The sequence below is a fragment of the Paenibacillus koleovorans NBRC 103111 genome (assembly GCF_004000845.1).
Lineage (GTDB): Bacteria > Bacillota > Bacilli > Paenibacillales > NBRC-103111 > Paenibacillus_AA > Paenibacillus_AA koleovorans.
The window spans coordinates 1-21,896 of record NZ_BIMA01000065.1; the positions used below are offsets into that span (position 1 = coordinate 1).

The following is a 21,896-nucleotide window of genomic DNA, read 5'->3' on the forward strand; positions in this document are numbered from 1 at the left end:
CTACAGCACCGATTATCCGATGAATATGACGAACTCCTCCCGCAGCGTGCCTTTCGGTCTGATGGACTGTAAGGGCCAAGGCTTGTATGTCGGCTTCCACCAGACGACGGACGAGCAGATGGTGCAGTTCACCTTCGAGCTGAAGCCCGGGTACGGGTATACGGATGCGACCACGTTCGGCAGCTGGCCGGACGAGTCCATGCTGGACGGCAAGCCGGCGCATATGGAGTTTTCGTGCGTGCACTTTCCTTTCTGCGCGCCGGGCGAGCGGTACCGGCTGGAGCCGATCGTGCTGGAGCCGTACCAGGGTACGTGGCAGTACGGGGCGGATTGCTACAAGCGTTGGCGCCGGACATGGATGACGGACGTCCGTCCGCCTGCGTGGGCACAAGGCGTGCACAGCTGGCAGCAATACCAGATCAATTCCTCCGAGGATCGGATGCGCATGTCCTATGAGGACATCGTGCAGCTGGGCGAGGATTGTGTACGACATGGCGTCAAGGTGCTGCAGATAACAGGCTGGAACTCGGGCGGCCAAGACCGCGACTATCCGCGGCATGACATCGACCCTCGGCTCGGGACGATGGAGCAGTTCCAGGCGGCGATCCGCCGCGTGCAGGAGATGGGCGTGAAGGTCGTGCTGTTCACGAAGTATACGTGGGCCGACCAGAGCAGCGACTGGTTTAACGAGGAGCTGCACAAGTATGCGTCCCGGGATCCTTACGGCCACTACCATGTGATCAGCGGCTATCGCTACCACACGGCTACGCAGATGGCCGACATCAATACGCGGCGCGGCATCCCGCTGTGCTTCAATTCCCCTGAGCTGCGGGACATCATCCTGCACGAATACGAGAAGTCGTTCGAGCTCGGCGCGGACGGCATGCTGTACGACGAGTTTCATTTTCATGGCAGAATGTCGGGCGATTTGTTCTACTGCTTCTCCTGCGAGCACGACCATCGGTCACCTGCCAACTTGTACGCCGGGGACCATCCGCTCGGGGAGGCGTTCCTGCGGATCAAGGAGCGGCGGAACCCGGAGTTTCTGTTGGCCGGCGAAGGCGTCCGCGAGCTGCAATACCGTTACATGACCTCTTCTTATTTCCGCGTCACCCGCCACCATTTCCCTATGCAGCGCTATATCGCGCCTGAGGCGCAGATGATCAGCGGCATTATCGGCTTCCAAGACCGGATCCCGATCAACCAATGCCTCATGTACCGCTATGTGATGTGTTATGAGCCTTATCATTTCAAGGGGCGGTTGGATGATTTCAAAGGACCGCTCGCTTACGGCCGCCAAGTGGATGCGCTGCGGGAGCGCTACAGCGAGTATTTATGGGAGGCGGAATATCGCGATCAGCTAGGCGCTCGGGTTACTGCGGAGGGCAAGCCGCATGAGGTTTATTCGGTGTTCGTGAACCCGGTCACGTCCAAGCGAGCCGTCGTTGTGTGCAACCATCGCGCCGACCGGGCGATAGAGATTGACGTGGAGCTGGAGGAGAGCGGCGGTCGAGCGTTCCGATTGGTGTCTCCCGAGCAGCCGGAAGCCTGCGAGAGCGAAGGGAGATGCACGGTAGCGCCTATGTCGACGGTTGTCCTTCTGGAGGGCCGACCACATTAAAAAAACACACATTTCTGCGGATTAATCCCCACGCAGGCGGTTCATGTAAGCGTTACACTGATACTAGAACAACGTAGTGGAGGTTTTAGTATGCAGCACACAACCCCGGGAATTCCCGCGCCGGCCCGCGTTAAACGGGCCATGCCCCGCTTGCTCCGAGAGATGTACCGTTATCGCTATGTGTATGCTTTATTGCTTCCTGCGCTGGCCATCATGATCATTTTCCGGTATGTCCCGATGTACGGCGTGCAGATTGCGTTCAAAAATTTTATGATCGGCAAAGGCATTATGGGAAGCGAGTGGGTCGGACTGAAGCAGTTCCAGCGCATGTTCGACGAGCCTACTTTTCTGCAGGTGCTTCGCAATACGCTGGTGATCTCCGGCCTAGGACTCGTGTTCGGGTTTCCCGCACCGATTTTTCTGGCGATTATTTTAAACGAGATTCGGCTCAAATGGTTCAAGCGTGTTACGCAGACGATCAGCTATTTGCCCCATTTTATTTCATGGGTTGTCCTGGCAGGGATTATTAAAGAAATTCTGTCGATGAACGGCCTGATCAACAAAATTATTACCTTCTTCGGCGGTACCCCGGCGCTGTATTTGGTCAATTCGAACTGGTTCGTGCAAATTCTGATCTTGTCGGGCATCTGGCAAGGCATCGGCTGGGGCTCGATCATCTACTTGGCGGCCATCGCCGGCATCGACAAGCATCTGTACGAAGCGGCGGCCATCGATGGAGCGAGTCGGGTCAAGCAAGCTTGGCACATTACATTGCCGTCCATCATGCCGGTCGTTTTCCTGATGTTCCTGCTGCGCATCGGCAACTTGCTGGAAAACAATTTCGATCAAATTTTCAATCTGTACACTCCGCTCGTATACAGTGTCGGCGATGTCATTCAGACTTACGTTTATCGAGTCGGTCTCGTCAGCCTGGATTTCAGCTACAGTGCGGCCATCGGGCTGTTCCAGAACGTGATCGGGTTCATTCTGCTCCTGGTCGTCAACTTCTCCAGCCGCAAATTCAAGGAATATGGGGTGTGACGAGGCATGGATACCGGTAAACAAGTAAAATCCCGAGAAGATATTGTCATTGCGATCATTCTATATCCGTTGCTGATTTTGCTAACGATTTCGATTGTGCTGCCATTCTGGACGCTGCTGGTCGACTCGCTTAGTACGCCTGACGGCGTGAGACGGCTGGGCTTCCATTTCTGGCCGGACCGGTTCAACTTTGAGGCCTACACGGAAGTGTTAAAACAAAGAAATATAGGCCGTGCCTATGTGAACACCATCACAAGAACGGTACTGGGGACGTTCCTGGTCGTGATGGTCAGCTTCTGCGCCGGCTTCGCCCTGTCGCGCAGAAAGCTTCCTTTTCGCCGAACGATTACGGTATTGATCGTATTTACGATGTTTTTCGGCGGCGGCCTCATCCCGTACTACTTGCTCATTCGTTCCCTCGGCATGCTCGACACGTTCTGGGTGCTCATTATTCCGGGGCTGTTCAGCGGATTCTACATTCTGATCGTTCGCAACTTTCTGATGGCGATTCCGGACGAGCTGGAAGAGTCGGCGTTAATTGACGGAGCCAATGAAATGACGATTGCCTTCCGCATCTTCCTGCCGCTGTCCGGGCCGGTCATCGCGACCGTGGCAATCTTCGAGGCCGTGCATCAATGGAACGAATGGTTCGGAGCTATGATCTTCACCCGTTCTCAGGAGCTGCAGGTCATGCAGCTGTTGCTGCGGCGCATCCTGCTGGAAAATCAGCTCAATGCCTTAATGGAGATCGACGATCCTTCGATTGCCGCCAATTTGACGCCGGAGTCGGTGCGGGCCGCTCTGATCTTCGTAGCGATCGGACCGATCATAGCCGTCTATCCGTTCGTGCAGAAGTATTTTGTGACCGGTATTACGGCGGGTGCGGTAAAAGGGTAACCTGCTAGGGTATGCTAAAAAAACGACACATAATCCTGTAAAATATGACACACAGCTCCATTTGACAGATGATATAGTTCGTTTGTAAGCGTTTTATCTCACAAGGGGAGAGGGGTAGCAACAATGAGGAAGTTTAGAAAAACAGCGGTCGTCTTAAGCGCAATCCTGGCATTAGGTTCCATCCTGGCTGCATGCAGCAACGGAGGCAACTCGAACGAGTCGGCTTCGTCGCCATCTGCGTCGGCAGGCGCTACGCCAACAGCAAGCGTAGGCAAGTACGATAAGCCGGTGAGCTTGAAATGGCTTGGGTTCAACGTTCAAGGGATCTTGGCAAAGAACGGGTCCGTGCTGCAGAAAAAGATGGAGACCGACTATAACGTCAAGATTGAGAACGTGCAGGTCGACCACTACAACCAGGATCAGACCAACGTATTCTTGGCTTCCGGCGAGTCAGCCGACTGGATGTTCCTGCAAGGGGAAGCGGGCAAAATCATCGCCTCGGGAGCGGTTCGCCCGATTACGATCGACATGCTGCAGACATATGCGCCAAAGCTGCTTAAGAGCTTGGACGATCTCGCGACTCGTGAAATTTGGACCCGTCACCTGACGGTGGACAGCAAGCTCTACGGTCTGCCGAACGTGAGCAAAACGTACTTGACTCCCTATACGCTAGCGGTTCGTAAGGACTGGATGGATGCGGTTGGGGCGACCAAGATTCCTACGACGCTGAAAGAGCTGGAGGAGCTGCTGCTCAAGTTCCGCAACGAAGACCCGGACAAGAATGGCAAAAAAGACACTTATGCGCTTAGCAAATGGGCGGTCAACTCCTCGATTCATACGAACATCTTGCCTTATATTTTCGGCGCCTACGGCATCGCGCAGGACATGTGGATGGAGAAGGACGGCAAGCTCGTCTACTCGCCGGTCATGCCGGAGTACAAGGAAGTGCTGAAGACGTTCCAGGATTGGTACAAAAAAGAAATCTTCGATCCGGAAGTGCTGCTGGACGATCGCGCCAAGATCTTGGCCAAGATGGATGCCAATCGACTCGGCGGTTATGTGGACATCGATGCGTGGCTCGATCCGACGAACACAGGCGGTCCTGCAGGCAAGCTCAAGCAGTCCAAAAACGTAGATATGGTGTACATTCCTCCGGTTAAGGGACCGACGGGTCTCGCGGGTTCTCAGAATCAGCCTGCCGTAGCCAAAGGAATCAACCTGTACTTCGGCAAGAAGACCACGGATGAGCAAGTGATCCGGATGCTGCAAATACAAGAGGACATCTTCTCCGATCCGAAAAATTATGCGATCTACTTCAATGGCGGGGAGAACGCCTTCACCGTTGATGCAGCCGGCAACTACACCGTGAAGCCGGAGTTCAATACGAATGATTCCAAGACGGATACCGGCGCACAGCGCTTCATTATCTCGAACCTGATCATCGATTCCGTCTTCCCGGTCCGTGTCAGTGCTTCACGCCGCGGAGTTCTGGATCAAATCAAGAACTTCCCGCTGGTCAAGCCAGCTGCGCTGCAACCGGATCATGTGCCTGACAAGTGGACAGCGATGTTCAAGATCGAGACGGAGTTTTTCTGGAAAGCCTTCTCCGGTCAAGTCGACATCGACAAGGAATGGGACAAATACGTACAGAGCTACATGGACGCCGGAGGCAAACAAGACCAAGACGAAGCCAACAAGCTGTACCAAGCGTCGAAGAAATAATCGGTTTGCCTGCATCCCCAGCCGCACTAGCGGACTGGGGGTTTTGTGTGTTCTGAGGGGCGGGGGAGGTTGGGGATGCACCGTCACCCGCCACTTCCCGCAGCCATTCCGCAAGACGGACAAGTGGACTATAGCCGGGGTGGCGGGAGAGTAGCTTTGATTGCCGGTTCCCCCGGTACCCTCGTCGCCATCCACGTGGCCACCCACGTCGCTAACCAAATCGTTCTTACTGCGGCAGGCTCCATCCGCTAGGCTGTTCATCTTGCCGGCTTTTTCCCCAATCTTGATAAAAACTACACAATAAAAGGCAACTCCATTAACAAAACCGACTCATAATCTACCTTGTTAACTATAGTTGGAAAGGTGTGTTAGTGAGATGAACAAAACCATGAAAGTGCTGAGCAGTGTGGCCATTATCGCTTCTTTGCTCCTCGGCAGTACGGGAGTCCCGGTTCCGGGAGCGTCAGTCGCTGTTGCAGCCGAGCAAGCCTCCATCTACATCGCCCCGATCAACCAAGCGAAATTTCTGGCCGGCAGCAAGTTTGATTTCCGCGTCGAGCTGAACAACCTGTCCGCCATGCCTTCCAGCGTCAGCATCACGGTCAATGGACAAGCCGCCGAGTCCTTCTTCGGCAAACCGCTTGTGAAGACCGGCACCGCCACGAGCCAAGAATTCATGGTCCGCGACGTCACGTTCAGCCAAGCCGGCACATATGAAATCAGCGTGAAAGCCGATGGACTCAGCAAATCGGTCAAATACCAAGCCGTCACTACCGATCTGATAGGCAAAAAAGCGAAAAACGTCATTCTCTTCGTCGGCGACGGCATGACGCTGCCTGCGATCACAATGACCCGCATTATGTCCAAAGGCTTGACCGAAGGCAAGTACAACGGGTTGCTCGAGATGGATCAATTCGATCAACGCGCGATCGTGACGACGTCCGGGATGGATTCCCTCGTCACCGATTCCGCGAACAGCGCGAGCGCCTACAACACCGGTCACAAAGCCGCGATCAACGGGCTGGGCAGCTACCCGGACAACACCGAGAGCTCCCTGGACGACCCGAAGGTCGAGACGCTGGCCGAAATGCTGAAGCGCACGAAGGGCATGTCCGTGGGCGTCGTTACGACTTCCGAGATCGAGGACGCAACCCCGGCCGCCGTAGTCTCGCACACGCGCCGCCGTTCCGACAAGGCGGAGATCGCCGAGATGCTGTACAACGTACAGCCGGAAGTCATTATGGGCGGAGGCTCGGCTTATTTCCTGCCGAAGTCCACGCCAGGCTCCAAGCGCGCCGATGAGAAAAATCTGTACGCCATGTTCGAGCAAAAAGGCTACACCATCGTGGACAACGCTGCACAGATGAAAGCGACCGCGTCGCCGTCCAAGCTGCTCGGACTGTTCCACCCGGCGGACATGAACGTATACTACGACCGCTCCACGAACAACGAAGCGGCTTTGAAAACTTTTACCGATCAACCAAATCTGTGGGACATGACGCAAAAGGCAATCGATGTTCTTAGCCAAAACGAGAACGGCTTCTTCCTGATGGTCGAAGGCGCCAGCATCGACAAGCAGCTGCACCCGCTGGACTGGGAACGCGCCGCTTATGACGCCATCGAGATGGATAAGGCGATTGGCGCAGCGAAGAAGTTCGCGGAGCAAAATGGCGATACGCTGATCGTCGTGACGGCCGACCATTCCCACTCCATGAGCGTTGCCGGCACTTACTGGGAAGGCGACGGCAAATCCGGCCGCGAAGCGTTCCGCACGTACGATGCCGCCAAGTTCCCGACTTACGTCGATTACAATGGGGACGGATTTCCGGACTACCCGGAAGTCGACCGCAAGCTCGGAGTCGTCTTCGGCGCTCACCCGGACTACTATGAAGACTACAAGTTCGACCCGATCCCTACTTCCCCGACGGTAGTGAAGGACGGCAAGAACGTAGCCAACCCGGCCAAGCTCGCCGATCCGAACGATCCGAATCGCGACCGTTACTTGCTCCCGGGTTCGGTCAGCTACGCGGAAGCGCAAGGCGTGCATACGGCGGACGATGTGCCATTGATGGCGTTCGGCCCGGGCTCGAGCTACTTCAACGGCACGATGGACAACACGGACGTGTTCTTCGGGATGGCGAACGCGCTGGGTGTCGATCCGACAGGTACTCGCAAGGATGACAAAACTTGGGTGCCGTTCCGCGACTTCTTCAACTTGCTCGGCGGTTCCGTGAAATACAACGAGTCCACCAGGGTGATTACCGCTTCGATGGGTGCCGCTACCTATGAGATCAACCTGAGCACCAACAAAGCGATGAAAAACGGCAAAGAGCTGGCCCTGGAATTCAAATTGGACAACGGTACGACGCTTGTATCTACCGCTTCCATTCTGGCTGCACTGACTAATTAATTCCGTAGACTCGGAGGCCTGACTTATGAGAGTTCGCTCTACACGTTTTGCCTCCCTGACTCTCGTTCTTGCAGTTGCGGCGGTTCTCGCCTCGGGCTGCGCTCAGCCGGCTTCCTCCACGACGGGGGGGCCGGTTGGCGCGTCTTACGTATTGCCCGAACGGCCGAGCGAGACGGCTAATCCGCAGCAGGGGGCGACGAGTCCGGGGAGCTCGGCTAGTCCGATACCGGGCGGCGTGGCCGTAACGTCTTCACCTTCCTCGCCGGCGGTGACCCCGACTCCGTCGGGGACGATAGGGCCGGAGAAGGATCCGGTTGCGGCTTCGGGAGTGGTGGGATCTCTCGCCACGCCGACGTCATCCGCGGCTCCCACGCCCACGCCGGCCCAAACGCCTACACCGACGCCGGAGTCGACAGCTGCGCCGACCCCAACGCTAGTGCAGACCTCGACCCCAACTCCGACCCCTTTGCCACAAACGAACACAAACTCGAGCACCAACTCGAACAAACCGGTTGTGCTGACGTTTAAGGATTTGTACTCGGCGATGACGGTACGCGGCGTAAGCATCTCCGATCAAGTCAAACAGCTGGCGGGGAAGAAGGTCGAGATGACCGGCTATATGGCACCTCCGCTGACGGCAAAGGTTAACTTTTTTGTGCTGACCAAGGTGGCTATGTCGCTCTGCCCGTTCTGCTCGTCCGATGCCGATTGGCCGACCGATATTGTCGTGGTCTACATGCCGAAGGGCAAGAACATCACGCCGACGGAGCATCAGGTGAAGGTGACCGGTACGCTGAGCGTAGGCTCCAAGACCGATGAAGAAACCGGCTTCGTGAGTTTGATCCGTTTAGAATCCGACAAAGTCGAGGTGTTGAACTGATGCTGCATATCGAAGGTCTGGTCAAAACTTATCAAGCGGCTGCCGGGGCGCTTCCCGTTCCGGTGTTGGATATGGACTCTTTTTATATGGGCGAGCAGGAGCAGGTCGCGCTCATCGGGCCAAGCGGCTCCGGTAAAAGCACGCTGCTGAACATCATCGCCGGCATTGTCCGTCCTACAGCCGGGACGATCACGTTCCGAGGCCATCATATCGAGCGGCTGACCGAGCCGCAGTTGGACCGTTTCCGTGCGCAGCATATCGGGTATGTGTTCCAGAGCTACAATCTGCTCCCCGGGTTCACGGCGCTCGAGAACGTGCTGGTCGCGATGCGCTTCAGCATGATGGCGGCTTCCTCCGCCGAGCAGAAGCAGCGCGCGGCGGAGCTGCTGTCCCAGGTCGGGCTGGAGCATCGGCTCCAGCACAAGCCTTCGCAGCTGAGCGGCGGCGAGCAGCAGCGGGTGTCCATTGCCCGCGCGCTGGCGAACCGCCCGGCCCTGGTGCTGGCCGATGAGCCGACGGCCAGCCTCGACTCCGCGAACGCGGAGAAGGTGTTCCGGCTGCTCGGCGACGCCTGCCGGGCGAACGGCGCGGCGCTGCTGCTGTGCAGCCACGATGTCGAGCTGGTTAGACAGCTCGGCCGGGTTGTGCCGCTGCGCGAGCTGACCGCCGCTGCTTTTGCTGTGACCGCAGGCGTGGGCGTCGGGGGCGGGGTCGGCGTTGGAGCGGGTGCGTCCAGGTCCTCCGTATCCGATTCGAGAGAGGTTGGCTGACTTGTGAATTTGTTGCAGATTGCTTGGCGCAATTTGGAGAATCGGGCTGTACAGACCGTCATCACCGTAGTCGTCGTGCTGATTGGCGTAGCCATGACCTTGACCGTGCTCATGCTCTCCGGGGGCATCAAGGAAGGCATCGTCCGGGCGAGCGAGCCCTATGGGATGATTGTCGGTTCGAAGGGGAGCGCCAACCAGCTCATTTTCAACACGATTTTTTTAATGGATCGCCCGCTCGGTAACCTTACGCAGGAGACGTATCAGTCGCTGTCGATGGATTCGCGGGTGACGCTGGCCGTGCCTTTTGCGCTGGGGGATAGCTATGAAGGGTTTCGTATCGTGGGGACATCGACTGAATTTTTTCGGTTGAAGGCAGCTCCGGCGGCTCCAGATTACTTTAGACTGCAGGCGGGCCGGGTGTTTGAGGCGCCATTTGAAGCGGTCATCGGCTCCAAGGTGGCTCAGGTTGCTGGGCTGCGAGTCGGGGACCGGTTTGTTTCTACGCACGGGGTAGCGGCGTCAGTGGAGGAGGAGCGGCATGAGGAGCATCCTTTCACAGTTGTGGGAGTGCTGGACCGGGTGTCGGCTCCTTCGGACAAAGGCATCTATGTGAGCATGGACAGCTACTGGGAGAGCCATGAGGCGCATGAGGCGCATGGGGCAGATGAGGCGGATGAGGCGGATGCTAGAGCTCCGGGTGCGACGGGTACATGGGATACGGTGAGTTCGCCTGGTGTACCAGGAGTATCCAAGACATCAAGCCCATCTGGCGCAGCTGGTGAATCAGGGGGATCGGGTGCGACGGTTGCATCAGGAACATCGAGAGCATTTGGCGAATCGGGTGCTGGAGCGTCCGGCGGGGCCGAGGAGAATGAAGCGAAGCAGGGAGTTACCGCGGTGCTCGTGAAGCCCAAGAGCTACGTCGACCTCATGCAGATGTACCAAGAGATTAATAGAGGTCATGAAGCGCAAGCTGTTTTTCCGGGGCAAGTGATAGCCGAAGTGTTCGATATGATGGGAAGCGGTGAGCAAATACTTCGGTATGTCAGCTACGTGGTGCTCGGGATGGCGGGGTTGACGATTGTGCTGGCTTTGTACGGCTCGGCGGTGGAACGGCGGCGCACAGTGTCTATCCTGAGAGCGATCGGCGCAGGCCGGCGGTCGATTGTAACGATCGTTTTGCTGGAGACCGCGTTGGTGGTCGTGCTCGGCTGTATCGGGGGGATGGCGTGCGGGGTTTTGTTTACTGGGCTGCTGTCCATATATCTCGGGACGCAGTTGTCCATTACGGTGTCCGTCGTGTATAGCTGGGAGCTGCTTGGGGTTGTGGCGAGCGTGGCGCTCGTCGGTATCGGAGCCGGCATTTTGCCGGCGGTTAGCGCCTATCGTACGGAAACGGCACGGTATTTGAACGCGATGTGATCGTGTGTGGATGAGGAAGAGGTTGCCTGGACGGGCGGCCTCTTTTTTGCAGAGCGCGTCTATTATAGCCGAGCTAGGCACAACTAATTGATGAAAGTTCAATCGAGGTAAGAGCCAAGTCGCCTCGTAGCTGACAGGCAGCTGGAGGAGAGATCCGCCCTGTGACAAAGTAACGTTCTTGTTTTCAATCCATTCACCCGCACGGGTCAATGTTATCAGGTTAAGGATTATAAGCGCACTCGTTCGCTATGCGGAGTCGATGAAGCTATTGAAGGGGATCGGAGTGCCTCGCCAGGCCGAACTCGGTGCGGACACAGAATACCTTATTTGGTCTGAAAGCAGCTGGACTGCTTAGTTAGCGGACACAGATGCTCTTATTTGCCCGTCCTCCCACTCCAAACCTCCCTTTTGACCCAAATAACGAATCGTATGTCCGCTCCCCCAGTAAAATAGCCCTTTTGTTCACACATAAGGGCCGTACGGTCCGCTTACGTGCTGCCGGGTTTAAATAGTCGCCCTTCCCGGAACGATCAGACAGATTCGGTATCGGTTGGAGGCACAATCATATCGGCTTCGTGGCTCCTATTCGGATTCCCTCTCAAACTCCAGGCTGGATGCTGGAGCCGCTAACCTGACAACGTCCCTCGCCGCGCGCCTTCAGCGTCTCGGTCGCCGTATTTCAATCCACTCACCCACACGGGGTGCGACAAGCTATTTAGAGTATCTCCAGTTGCAAGCAGAATTTCAATCCACGCACCCACACGGGGTGCGACTTCCAGCATGATCGTAACGAGCGCTGCGTAGTTATATTTCAATCCACGCACCCCGCACGGGTGCGACATCGCGGAGCTATCGGCATACTCAATGCAATTCTTATTTCAATCCACGCACCCGCACAGGGTGCGACTGAATATATGACGAAAATTGACTGCATTAGCTGAATTTCAATCCACGCACCCGCACAGGGTGCGACAAGTCGTCAGAGTGACGTCGGCAGATGGTACGAAATTTCAATCCACGCACCCGCACAGGGTGCGACGCGGCAGAGCAGGCCGCGCAACAAGGTCAGGTACAAATTTCAATCCACGCACCCGCACAGGGTGCGACGAAAATACATTTTCTTCATTAGTGAAGTCATTTAAATTTCAATCCACGCACCCGCACAGGGTGCGACAGCGAAAAACAATCATAAAATCCCAATAAAGGCATAAATCGGAGCGACAATCAATCAACTCACGTTATAGACCTTCTCTTCGACATTGGAATTTTACAATTCCTTGCAAAAACGTGGTGCGAACCGTCCGGCAACTTCGTGTACGCTTGGGGTTCGCACCATGTGCAGGTACTACAGAACCAGTGTTTTTTCCGGATTCCAATCGCAAGCTGCCCTGAGCCGGGTCAATTACCGTCTGGAGCTTCAGCTTCAACACTTTGAATGGGGCAGTGTCTATTCTCTTGCTTCTTACTCTGCCACGTCATTCACTTAGAAACTATTTCCTAACATCCTCTTTCATGATAACAGCACCATTCTCTTTTTTCAAAAAATCTCTTGGTTTATTGACTTCATATTAATCAGCGCAAGGACCCCATGTAGTCAGCGGCTGCCGCTTCGCCTTCTCGGCAGGCTATTTCTATCAGGGCAGCAGCTTCCGGATTTCCTCCTGCAGGGAGTGCTCGGTGACCGGGCCCAGAACGCGATGAGCAATGAACCCCTTGCGGTCGATGAAATAGGTGGTCGGCACTTGGACGATGCGGTACGATTCGGTGGCTGCCATAGTGTGGTCGAGCAGGACAGGCAGGGTTAGGCGGTTCTCGGCGATAAAGCGGTTAACCTCGGTTAGCCGGTCCTTCCCGGTCAGATTGACGGTGATAATGTCGACCTGGTCCCGATACTGCGCGTACAGTTGCTCCAGCACGGGCATTTCGCTCTTGCAAGGCTCGCACCAGCTAGCCCAAAAGTTGAGTAGCATAGGTTTACCACCTTTGCCGGGGATGATGTCGCGTAGTTGGGTGGGGGTCAATTGGGAAAGGGAGAAGAGGCTGGGAGCTTTGGCCCCGATGTGGGTATTGGTCGCCCCTGCGCTGATGCTCGGATGGTTAATGTGGTTTACTATTGTGAACGCTGTAAGTCCCAGCAGGAGGAGGCTTAGCAGCCAGGCTCTTTTTTTCATGCGGTGGTTCCTTTCGGTCCGAAGGTGGGTAGCTGAATTGGATTGAGTTTAGTATAGCGGGCGAGTGTTAAGTGGATTGGGACGTTTTGTTGAGGTTGTGTAAAGGGTGGGGTGCTCTTCGAGAAAGAGGGCAAACAACTGGTATCTTGTAATAGAGGAAAATGTTGGGCTGTGTCGAAGTGTATCAAAAACCGCCCTTGGTAAGGAGAAACAAAAATGATCGATAAAGTGATTCGTCTCTATCACATTATTAATGCCATCCAAGCACAGCCTGGTATTTCTGCAGCGGACCTGGCTTTCAAGTGCGAGGTCGACGTTCGAACCATTTACAGGGATTTACGATTGCTCGATTCCATTGCTCCTATTACTAACGAAGGCAAAGGGACCGGTTACCGATTTATAGGGAAATTCTTCATGCATCCACTCAACTTTACGGAGCAGGAAGCGTTGGCTTTCTCGCTATTGCCTTCCGTAGTAGACGAAGACAAACTGCCGCCTGGTTTCCAGACAGCGTACGACAAAGTAATGGCTACCCATACAATCGATAAAACCCGCAACAGCAGCATGCTTGAAAGTATCACAAATATCATCCAGATGGGGACTCCCGCTTACCGTAAAGAAAGTCGGAATTTTCTACAGCCTATCATTCGAGCCATACTAGAACAAAAGACGATCCTGACCCTCTACCGTACCCAATCTCGAAATGAGACGTCGGAAAGAGAAATAGCCCCCTACTACTTGGTTCCCCGCGAACAACGATTTTACTTGATTGGCTACTGTTATTTGAAGAAGGATATTCGAACATTCCGGATCAGCCGATTTCTAGCGGTAGAACTAACTACCCGAATATTCGATAAAGGGGACTTCAGTATTAAGCGGTATTTGCGAAACACCTGGTCAATCGAGCAAGGAGCTAGGGAGATTACTTTTAAAGTAAGGTTCAGTAAGGAGGTTGCGCGAAATATTAAAGAAGAAGAACTGTTCGTTCATCCCCGCATAAAGGACTTGAAGGATGGGAGCATGCTGTTCGAAGTAACAGTGAACAATGAGAAGGAATTTATTCGTTGGATCTTGCAGTATGGGCCGGAGGCGGAAATTCTGGAACCTGTATCGGTAAGAAATCTATTGCGGGATCAAATTACAACATGGCTGCAACTGTATCAATAATACGAACATATTTTCGCTGACAACCTGTTGAGAATACTCTGAACTATACTAGGGACAGTAGCTCGGAAATAGCAGGCAGGACTCGAAACCGTGAATTTTAACAGGGGGAAAAGAGATGGAGTTTATCGCCCACATTCGCGAGAAGGATCGACATATTCAAAGCGTGAAAGAACACTTGCTGAGGGTGAAAGAGTTAGCGGAAACGTACGGCCTAAAAATTGGCGTTTCGCATATAGCAGGTCTTGCCGGTCTCCTTCATGATCTGGGGAAGTATACCGTTGAATTCCGCAACTATATCCTGGAGGCCGTAGCCAATCCTGATGCCCCGCCAAAAAGAGGAAGTGTCGATCATTCCACGGCCGGCGGCAAGCTGTTGAATGAGTGGTTTCACAAGGTGATTCCTCCGGACCGCAACGCCTGGATGCTCGCCGAGGTGGTCGGGAACGCGATCATTTCCCACCATTCTTATCTGCATGATTTTCTGAACAATAGCTTGGAGTCGGATTACTTACGGCGCGTAAGGGATAAGGAGTTGCCCGGATTCCATGAGGCTATGAAGCATTTTTTTGCTGATGTTATGAGTGAGGCGGATTTTCGTATCTACGTTCGGGAGGCAGCGAGGGAAGTGGCGGTCTTCTTACAAAGGCCCTTCCCAGGAAGTTACGAGAGCAAGCTGATGTTCTTAACCAAGTTTGTATTTAGTGCCCTAATAGACGCCGATCGGACAAACACGAGAATGTTTGAAGCCGATCGGGCCGCAGAACCGGAGCTGGATCATGGAGAACTGTTCCGAGGGTATTACGAGAAATTAATGATGAAGATCAACGGTTACCAGACGCAGGATCAGAAGGGAGCGTCGATTAACCGGCTGCGCAGGGAAATGTCCGATCGCTGTGAGGAATTTGCAGATAAAGAATCGGGGATTTACACCTTATCCATCCCGACCGGTGGCGGGAAGACTTTGGCCAGCTTCAGATATGCGCTTCAACACGCCATCCGGCACAAGAAGAAGCACATCGTTTATGTGGTTCCGTACACCACCATCATTGAGCAGAACGCGGAGGAGATCCGCCGTATCATTCAGGATGACGCCCATTTACTGGAGCATCATTCGAATGTCGTGGACGACCAGGACGATGAGGACGAGGATGAGGACGGACGAATCAATGTGCGGCAGAAGCTGAAGCTGGCTAAGGACAACTGGGATTCACCGATTGTGTTCACGACGATGGTGCAGTTTTTGAACGTGTTCTATGCCAAAGGCAGTCGGAATATTCGCAGGCTTCACAACATGTGCGAGGCCGTGGTGGTGTTCGACGAGGTGCAGAAAGTGCCGACCCGGTGCGTCTCGCTGTTCAACCAAGCGCTGAACTTCCTGAAAGCCTATGGGAACTCGAGTCTTGTCTTGTGCACAGCTACTCAGCCCGAGTTGAATTACGTAGAGCACAAGCTTGACATTGCGGCGGATGCAGAGATTGTCGAGCAGTTGGATCAAGTGATACAGGCGTTCAAGCGGGTCGAGATCCTGGATAAGGCTACGGACGAGACGTTCAATAACGGGAAACTGGCTGATTTCATAGAGGAACAGCTGGAGAAGGTGCAGAGCGTTCTTGTAATTCTGAACACGAAAACCGTGGTGAAGAGACTGTACGATCAATTGAAGATTGACGGCGTTCCGAAGTATCACTTGAGCACTTCGATGTGCGCCGCGCACCGCAACCGCATTCTGGGGCAGGTCAAGGAGCATCTGGCCAATCGGGAAAAAGTGGTCTGTATCAGCACGCAGCTGATTGAGGCGGGGGTGGATGTGAGCTTTGACTGTGTGATCCGTTCGCTTGCGGGCCTGGATTCGATCGCACAAGCGGCGGGGCGCTGCAACCGGCATGGGCTGCGCGAGGTGCAGCAGGTGTACGTGATTGACCATGAAGAGGAAAATTTGAAGCATTTGGGCGAGATCAGGGCGGGCAAGCAGGAGGCGCGCAAAATTCTCATCGATCTGAAGCGCGATCCGAACAGCCACGGCGGCCATCTGCTGTCCGTTCAGGCCATGTCCAAATACTTCAAGGAGTTTTACTCTGCCTTTGAAAGTGACTTGAACTATCCGGTCCTCGCGCTGCGGAAAAGTATCGTGGACCTGCTGACCATGTCGGTAAAGCACGAAGACTCGTATGCGAGAGCTTACGCCGCGCATAATCGCAATGCCCAGCTGCCGTTATTCATTACAAACAGCTACAGAACGGCTGCCGAGCATTTCCAAGTGATCGACTCTCTTACGATCTCCGTGATTGTGCCATATGGCGAAGAGGGCAAAGAGATCATAGCTAGGCTGAACGGCAATGAATCGATTGAAGACCTGTCGCGTTTGTTGCGGAAAGTTCAGCAGTATACGATCAATCTGTTTCGTTATGAGCGCGATAGCTTGGCGAAGAACGATGGCATTGTCAGCTTGTTGAACGGGAAGGTTTGGGCGTTGAAGGAGAGTGCTTATAACGAGAAGTTCGGCTTGGACCTGGACAATGACGGCGGGTTTGAGTTTGGAATGATTTAGGTTGTTAATAGTCTCTTACTTAGAAAGGAGGTGAATCTATTGAGGAATGCTGTGGAATTCGAAATTTATGGCGACTACGCCTTGTTTACGGATCCGTTGACAAAGTTGGGCGGCGAGAAGCTGTCCTATCAAGTTCCAACCTATCAGGCTCTTAAAGGATTGCTAGAATCAATCTACTGGAAGCCTACGCTACTCATGTACATTGACGAAGTGCGCGTCATGAACCCGATCCGCATGGAATCCAAAGGTGTCCGTCCGCTTGATTATAGCGGGGGCAATACGCTAGCCAACTATACATACTTGAAGGATGTGCGGTATCAGGTGAGAGCGCATTTCGAGTTCAATGAGAATCGTCCTGATATGGCCTACGACCGCAACGAAAATAAGCATTATGCCATTCTGAAACGCTCCATTCGCGCAGGGGGGAGAAGAGACATCTTTCTCGGGACCCGGGAATGCCAATCCTACGTCGAACCGTGTGTTTTCGGTGAAGGGGATGGATTTTATGACAGCTATGGCGAACTCCACTTGGGCAATATGGTACACGGCATTAATTATCCGGATGAGACAGGCCGCAACCAGCTTGAGGTGCGTCTGTGGAAGCCGATCATGAAGGACGGCGTTATTTCATTTATTAGACCGGAACAGTGTACGCAGGTGCGCACGATCTCGGACATGGAGCCGAAACCATTCGATCGTACGAACGTCGTTGCGGCCGAAGAGCTGTTTGCCCAGTTGGAAGAGGGGGGGAATCCATGAGCTGGTTGCTGAATTTGTATCGGACTTACGAATCCAATTTGGGTCTGGTTGGCAGTGTCAAGAAGAAGCATAACGACCAAGAATATACGCTGCTGCCGGTTTCCCATACGACGCAGAATGCACATATAGAAGTGAGCATTACGGAAGACGGAGAATTTCATTCCGCTATCGTGATCGACAAGAACGACGCGAACACCTTGATCCCCTGTACCGAAGATTCGGCTAGTCGCGCGGGCTCCAAGGTCGCCCCTTATCCGTTGCATGACAAGCTGAGTTATGTGGCGGGCGATTATGCGGTTTTCGGAGGGGAGATCAAGAAAGAGGACCCGTTCGCCGCTTATATCGAGCAGTTGGGGGCGTGGGCCGCATCTCCGTATGCTGCATCCAAGGTAAAGAGCATTTACCGTTACTTGAACAAGGGGCGACTGATTCAAGATCTGGTGGACGAGCGGATCTTATGCGTGACCGAGGATAACAAGCTGATAGACAAGTGGGACAAGAAATATGAGTCCCGGTACAGCATCAAGCCGGCAATATTCTCGGTTGTCGCCGGCGAGCAGGAGAGCGCTTTTGTCCGGTTTAACATATATTCGCCGGACAAGCCGCTACTTGCTGTATGGAAGGACCCGGAGATGTACGATTCGTTCACTCGTTTTTACAGCGAGCGGCTAGGCGATAAGGATATTTGTTACGTCACGGGAGAAGAGCTCCCCAGTACGGACAAACACGCCAATAAGATCCGCAACCCGGCGGACAAAGCGAAATTGATCTCGGCCAACGACACTAGCGGGTTTACGTTTCGAGGGAGATTTCTTCAGAGTCAGGAAGCGGCGAGCATCAGCTATGAAGTTTCTCAGAAAGCGCACAACGCTCTGAAGTGGCTCATCAACCGTCAGGCCAAGGTGATTGATCAGCGTGTATTTCTGGTATGGGGGAACAAGGAACTGGATATGCCCGATCCGTCAGAGGATACCTTCTCGATCGATCCTTCGCCCAGCGAGATTCCTAAGAAGGCATCGTACACGTATGAAGACTATGCGGTGGAAGTCGGCAAAGCGTTGGACGGGTACCGGAATCGGGTGGCATCCGGATTGCGCAACGAAGAGATGCAGGTGAACATTCTGGTCTTGGACTCGGCTACCACGGGTCGCATGGCGGTGCTGTATTATCGCAACCTTAACAAGGAGCTGTACTTGGACAAGCTGGTCGATTGGCACTCCAGCTGCGTATGGCTGCATGGGTACCGTAAAAATGACCAGGGAGAGTATGTATCGTTTATCGGCGCGCCTGCTACCCGTGATATTGCGTTGGCGGCTTATGGGCCTCGGGCAGGGGATAAAGTAATCAAAGGGCTGATGGAGCGAATGCTCCCCTGCATTGTCGGCGATCAACCGAACATTCCCCAGGACATTATCCGCAGCGTCTTCCACCGGGCGTCCAACCCGGTGTCGATGGAGAAGTGGGAATGGGAGAAGACACTGAGCATCGCCTGTGCGCTGATTAATCGAGATTATCGGGAGGAGGGATTCCGTGTGGCTTTAGATGCCAATAACAATAGCCGCGATTATTTGTTCGGGCGCTTGCTGGCTGTCGCCGATGTGTTGGAAAGACGCGCCTTGGGGGATGAGACGCGGGCCAGCAACGCCATTCGCTACATGAACGCTTTCTCCAAGCATCCGGCGAGAACCTGGAAGACGATCCAAGAATGCTTGCAACCCTACCAGGCCAGGCTTGGTACGGAGGCGACTTATTTATCCAGGATTATTGATGAGGTGGCGTCGCGATTTAAGATTGACGAGTTCAACAATAAGCCGCTGTCCGGCGTTTATTTGCTCGGTTTTTACAGCCAACGTCACGAGCTTTATCGGCCCAAGGACAAGAATAAAGCAGATGCGCCGGATCACGGCAGCGATCAATAATAGAAGGAGCGATCGATATGAGTACTCTGGATCGTAAAGTTGATTTTGCAGTTGTGCTGTCGGTAACGAAGGCTAATCCTAACGGTGATCCCCTGAACGGCAACCGCCCGCGCCAAAACTATGATGGCTATGGGGAAGTCTCGGATGTGGCGATTAAGCGCAAGATTCGAAACCGACTTCAGGATGTGGGGGAGTCCATCTTTGTCCAGTCTAATGACCGAAAATCGGATGCCCACAACAGCCTTCGGGAGCGTGCGGATGCGAACGCGGAGCTGGAGAAGATTTTGAAATCTAAAACAGCTTCCAACGATGATTTTGCAAGGATTGCTTGTCAGGAGTGGATCGATGTCCGCAGCTTCGGCCAAGTGTTTGCCTTCAAGGGAGACAAGGCAGACAAGGGGGGCGGAGTTTCCGTCGGGGTGAGAGGTCCCGTATCGATTCATACCGCAACCAGCATCGACCCGATCGATATCACCAGTATGCAGATTACGAAGAGCGTCAATTCGGAACCCGGGTCTGCAAGAGGCTCCGATACGATGGGGATGAAGCATCGTGTCGACACCGGTGTCTATGTTTTCTATGGAAGCATCAATACCCAACTGGCGGAGAAAACCGGGTTTACCAACGAGGATGCCTGGAAGATCAAACAAGCGCTCCTGACTTTGTTCGAGAATGACCTGTCGTCTGCAAGACCGGACGGCAGTATGGAGGTTCATAAGGTCTATTGGTGGGAACACACCTCCAAGCTGGGGCAATATTCCTCGGCCAAAGTGCACCGATCGCTGATCTGGGAACGGTTGAAAGACGAGCCGAAAGGGTTCGGAGACTATTCGTTCACGGTGCTGCAGTTGGATGGTTTGAAAGTCGAGATTTTGGATGGCGTATAGGGAAGATGATGAGTACCTGATGCTGTCGGGCATTCAACACTTTCAATTTTGCAAACGGCAGTGGGCGTTGATTCATATCGAGCAGCAGTGGGAAGAGAATGTGAAGACGATTGAGGGGCAGCATCTTCATCGCAAAGCCGATCAGCCGTTTGCCAGAGAGAAAAGAGGAGATAAGCTTATCGTTCGAGGCATGCCGATCAAATCCGACCGCCTTGGCATCACGGGTATCTGTGATGTGGTAGAATTCGTGCGAGACGACAACGGTGTGGCCATCCATGGAGCGGAAGGGAAGTATGCTGCTTATCCCGTCGAATACAAACGCGGCAGACCGAAGCGGAGCGATGAGGATATTGCGCAGTTGACGGCGCAGGCGTTGTGCCTCGAAGAGATGCTGCTGTGCGACATTGGCGTAGGCTATATGTATTACGACGAGATCAAGCATAGAGTGGAGGTGCCTCTGACTGCCGAACGGAAGGAGCAGGTAGGGCGTATCATCGTCGAAATGCAAGACTACTACAAGCGCAGACATACGCCCAGAGTGAAGACAGGCGCCTTCTGCCAAAGCTGCTCCCTTCAAAACAGCTGTTTGCCGGAGCTAATGAGCAAACGGACCGTCAAAAGCTACGTGGAAGGGAAACTCACGGAATGAAGAAGCTGCTGAACACCTTGTTTATTACACAGCCCGATGTCTACTTATCCCTGGACGGCGACAATATTGTCGTGCTGAAAGAACAGGAAAAGCTAGGGAGGGTTCCTCTTCACAATCTGGAATCAATCGTAGCGTTCGGTTATGCCGGAGCAAGCCCGGCGCTGATGGGATATTGCGCGGAGCGCAATATCTCGTTAGTCTTCTTGACCGCGAGCGGGCGATTCCTAGCGAGGGTGATCGGAGCTAGCAAAGGGAATGTCGTACTTCGGAAAAAGCAATACTTGCTGTCGGAGAATGAAGCGGCATCCGCTGGAATAGCCCGAAATTTTATCGTGGGTAAATTATACAATCATAAATGGATGCTGGAAAGATTCACAAGGGATTACCCCATGCGTGTTGACGTTATTCAGTTCAAGGAGGCATCCCGGCAGTTATCTGCCTTAATGGAAGAAGTGCGTGCCTGCGAGGATCTGGAACGACTGAGAGGATTAGAGGGACAAGCCGCCGTATGCTACAACAAGCTCTGGGATCAGATGATTTTGCAGCAGAAGGAGCATTTTTATTTTCATCATCGGACCCGAAGACCGCCACTGGACAACGTGAATGCTATGCTGTCTTTCGCCTATACGTTATTGGCCCACGATATGGCATCCGCTTTGGAAGGGGTCGGCTTGGATGCGTATGTCGGGTTTCTGCACCGCGATCGTCCGGGGAGAGTCTCGTTGGCGTTGGATGTTATGGAGGAGCTTCGCGGGGTTTACGCCGACAAGTTTGTCCTCGCGATGATTAATACCAAGGTTGTGAACCAAGAAGATTTTTTGAAAAAAGAGAATGGTGCTGTTATCATGAAAGAAGATGCTAGGAAAAAATTTCTAGGTGAATGGCAAAGCAAGAAGCAAGAGAAGATTACGCATCCGTACCTGGGCGAGAAAATTTCTTGGGGACTGGTGCCGCATGCGCAGGCGTTATTGCTGGCTCGTTATCTTCGCAACGATTTGGATGAATATCCACCGTTTCTGTGGAAGTAGGTGGG

At 53.8% G+C, this 21,896-nt stretch carries 16 protein-coding genes and 1 CRISPR repeat array; of the genes, 15 read left to right on the top strand and 1 reads right to left on the bottom strand.

What is annotated here, in order from left to right; translation table 11 throughout:
• The 8 genes from PKO02S_RS32480 to PKO02S_RS33350 form a co-directional block, all read left to right on the top strand.
• Window positions 1-1,621, top strand: a 1,621-nt coding sequence (locus PKO02S_RS32480; protein ID WP_164821571.1) for a DUF6259 domain-containing protein, incomplete at its 5' end; no start/stop codon positions are given.
• A gap of 90 nt (window positions 1,622-1,711) precedes the next feature.
• On the top strand, window positions 1,712-2,662 hold the full coding sequence (locus PKO02S_RS20075; protein WP_246067144.1) for an ABC transporter permease: 951 nt from the start codon (window positions 1,712-1,714) through the stop codon (window positions 2,660-2,662).
• Window positions 2,663-2,668: 6 nt separating this feature from the next.
• On the top strand, window positions 2,669-3,559 hold the full coding sequence (locus tag PKO02S_RS20080; protein WP_127585631.1) for a carbohydrate ABC transporter permease: 891 nt from the start codon (window positions 2,669-2,671) through the stop codon (window positions 3,557-3,559).
• A gap of 123 nt (window positions 3,560-3,682) precedes the next feature.
• On the top strand, window positions 3,683-5,281 hold the full coding sequence (locus tag PKO02S_RS20085; protein ID WP_127585632.1) for a type 2 periplasmic-binding domain-containing protein: 1,599 nt from the start codon (window positions 3,683-3,685) through the stop codon (window positions 5,279-5,281).
• 376 nt (window positions 5,282-5,657) lie between these two features.
• Window positions 5,658-7,691 carry an alkaline phosphatase gene (locus tag PKO02S_RS20090; protein ID WP_127585633.1) on the top strand — a complete coding sequence of 678 codons (2,034 nt, stop codon included), beginning with the start codon at window positions 5,658-5,660 and terminating at the stop codon, window positions 7,689-7,691.
• A gap of 25 nt (window positions 7,692-7,716) precedes the next feature.
• Window positions 7,717-8,571, top strand: coding sequence for a hypothetical protein (locus PKO02S_RS32920; RefSeq protein WP_218033945.1), 855 nt, complete (start codon window positions 7,717-7,719; stop codon window positions 8,569-8,571).
• Window positions 8,571-9,341 carry an ABC transporter ATP-binding protein gene (locus tag PKO02S_RS20100; protein ID WP_127585634.1) on the top strand — a complete coding sequence of 257 codons (771 nt, stop codon included), beginning with the start codon at window positions 8,571-8,573 and terminating at the stop codon, window positions 9,339-9,341. The genes PKO02S_RS32920 and PKO02S_RS20100 overlap by 1 nt, the downstream gene beginning before the upstream one ends.
• 3 nt (window positions 9,342-9,344) lie before the next feature.
• Window positions 9,345-10,763 carry an ABC transporter permease gene (locus tag PKO02S_RS33350; RefSeq protein WP_246067145.1) on the top strand — a complete coding sequence of 473 codons (1,419 nt, stop codon included), beginning with the start codon at window positions 9,345-9,347 and terminating at the stop codon, window positions 10,761-10,763.
• Window positions 10,764-11,439: 676 nt separating this feature from the next.
• Window positions 11,440-11,937: a CRISPR direct-repeat array (repeat unit 32 nt; unit sequence ATTTCAATCCACGCACCCGCACAGGGTGCGAC).
• A 460-nt stretch (window positions 11,938-12,397) separates the two neighbouring features.
• Here the strand turns inward: PKO02S_RS33350 and PKO02S_RS20115 are convergent.
• Window positions 12,398-12,934: a TlpA family protein disulfide reductase gene (locus tag PKO02S_RS20115; RefSeq protein ID WP_127585635.1), complete on the bottom strand. Its 537-nt coding sequence runs from the start codon at window positions 12,932-12,934 to the stop codon at window positions 12,398-12,400.
• A 216-nt stretch (window positions 12,935-13,150) separates the two neighbouring features.
• On the opposite strand from PKO02S_RS20115, the gene PKO02S_RS20120 reads away from it, so the two are divergent.
• From PKO02S_RS20120 to cas1c, 7 genes are all read left to right on the top strand, one after another.
• Window positions 13,151-14,101, top strand: a complete 951-nt coding sequence (locus PKO02S_RS20120) for a helix-turn-helix transcriptional regulator (RefSeq protein WP_127585636.1) — start codon at window positions 13,151-13,153, stop codon at window positions 14,099-14,101.
• Window positions 14,102-14,216: 115 nt separating this feature from the next.
• Window positions 14,217-16,649, top strand: coding sequence for a CRISPR-associated helicase Cas3' (gene cas3, locus PKO02S_RS20125; RefSeq protein WP_127585637.1), 2,433 nt, complete (start codon window positions 14,217-14,219; stop codon window positions 16,647-16,649).
• Between the two features lie 39 nt (window positions 16,650-16,688).
• Entirely contained in the window at window positions 16,689-17,408 is a 720-nt protein-coding gene (cas5c, locus tag PKO02S_RS20130) for a type I-C CRISPR-associated protein Cas5c (RefSeq protein WP_127585638.1), read from the top strand.
• Window positions 17,405-19,327: a type I-C CRISPR-associated protein Cas8c/Csd1 gene (cas8c, locus tag PKO02S_RS20135; RefSeq protein ID WP_127585639.1), complete on the top strand. Its 1,923-nt coding sequence runs from the start codon at window positions 17,405-17,407 to the stop codon at window positions 19,325-19,327. The genes cas5c and cas8c overlap by 4 nt, the downstream gene beginning before the upstream one ends.
• 17 nt (window positions 19,328-19,344) lie before the next feature.
• Window positions 19,345-20,214 (top strand): type I-C CRISPR-associated protein Cas7/Csd2, encoded by an 870-nt coding sequence (gene cas7c / locus PKO02S_RS20140; RefSeq protein WP_127585640.1) that lies wholly within the window; start codon window positions 19,345-19,347, stop codon window positions 20,212-20,214.
• The gene (gene cas4 / locus PKO02S_RS20145) at window positions 20,204-20,863 is read left to right on the top strand and encodes a CRISPR-associated protein Cas4 (RefSeq protein WP_127585641.1); all 660 of its coding nucleotides are present in this window, start codon (window positions 20,204-20,206) and stop codon (window positions 20,861-20,863) included. Before cas7c ends, cas4 begins: the two co-directional genes overlap by 11 nt.
• Window positions 20,860-21,891 carry a type I-C CRISPR-associated endonuclease Cas1c gene (gene cas1c / locus PKO02S_RS20150; RefSeq protein ID WP_127585642.1) on the top strand — a complete coding sequence of 344 codons (1,032 nt, stop codon included), beginning with the start codon at window positions 20,860-20,862 and terminating at the stop codon, window positions 21,889-21,891. The genes cas4 and cas1c overlap by 4 nt, the downstream gene beginning before the upstream one ends.
• Window positions 21,892-21,896 lie beyond the last annotated feature (5 nt).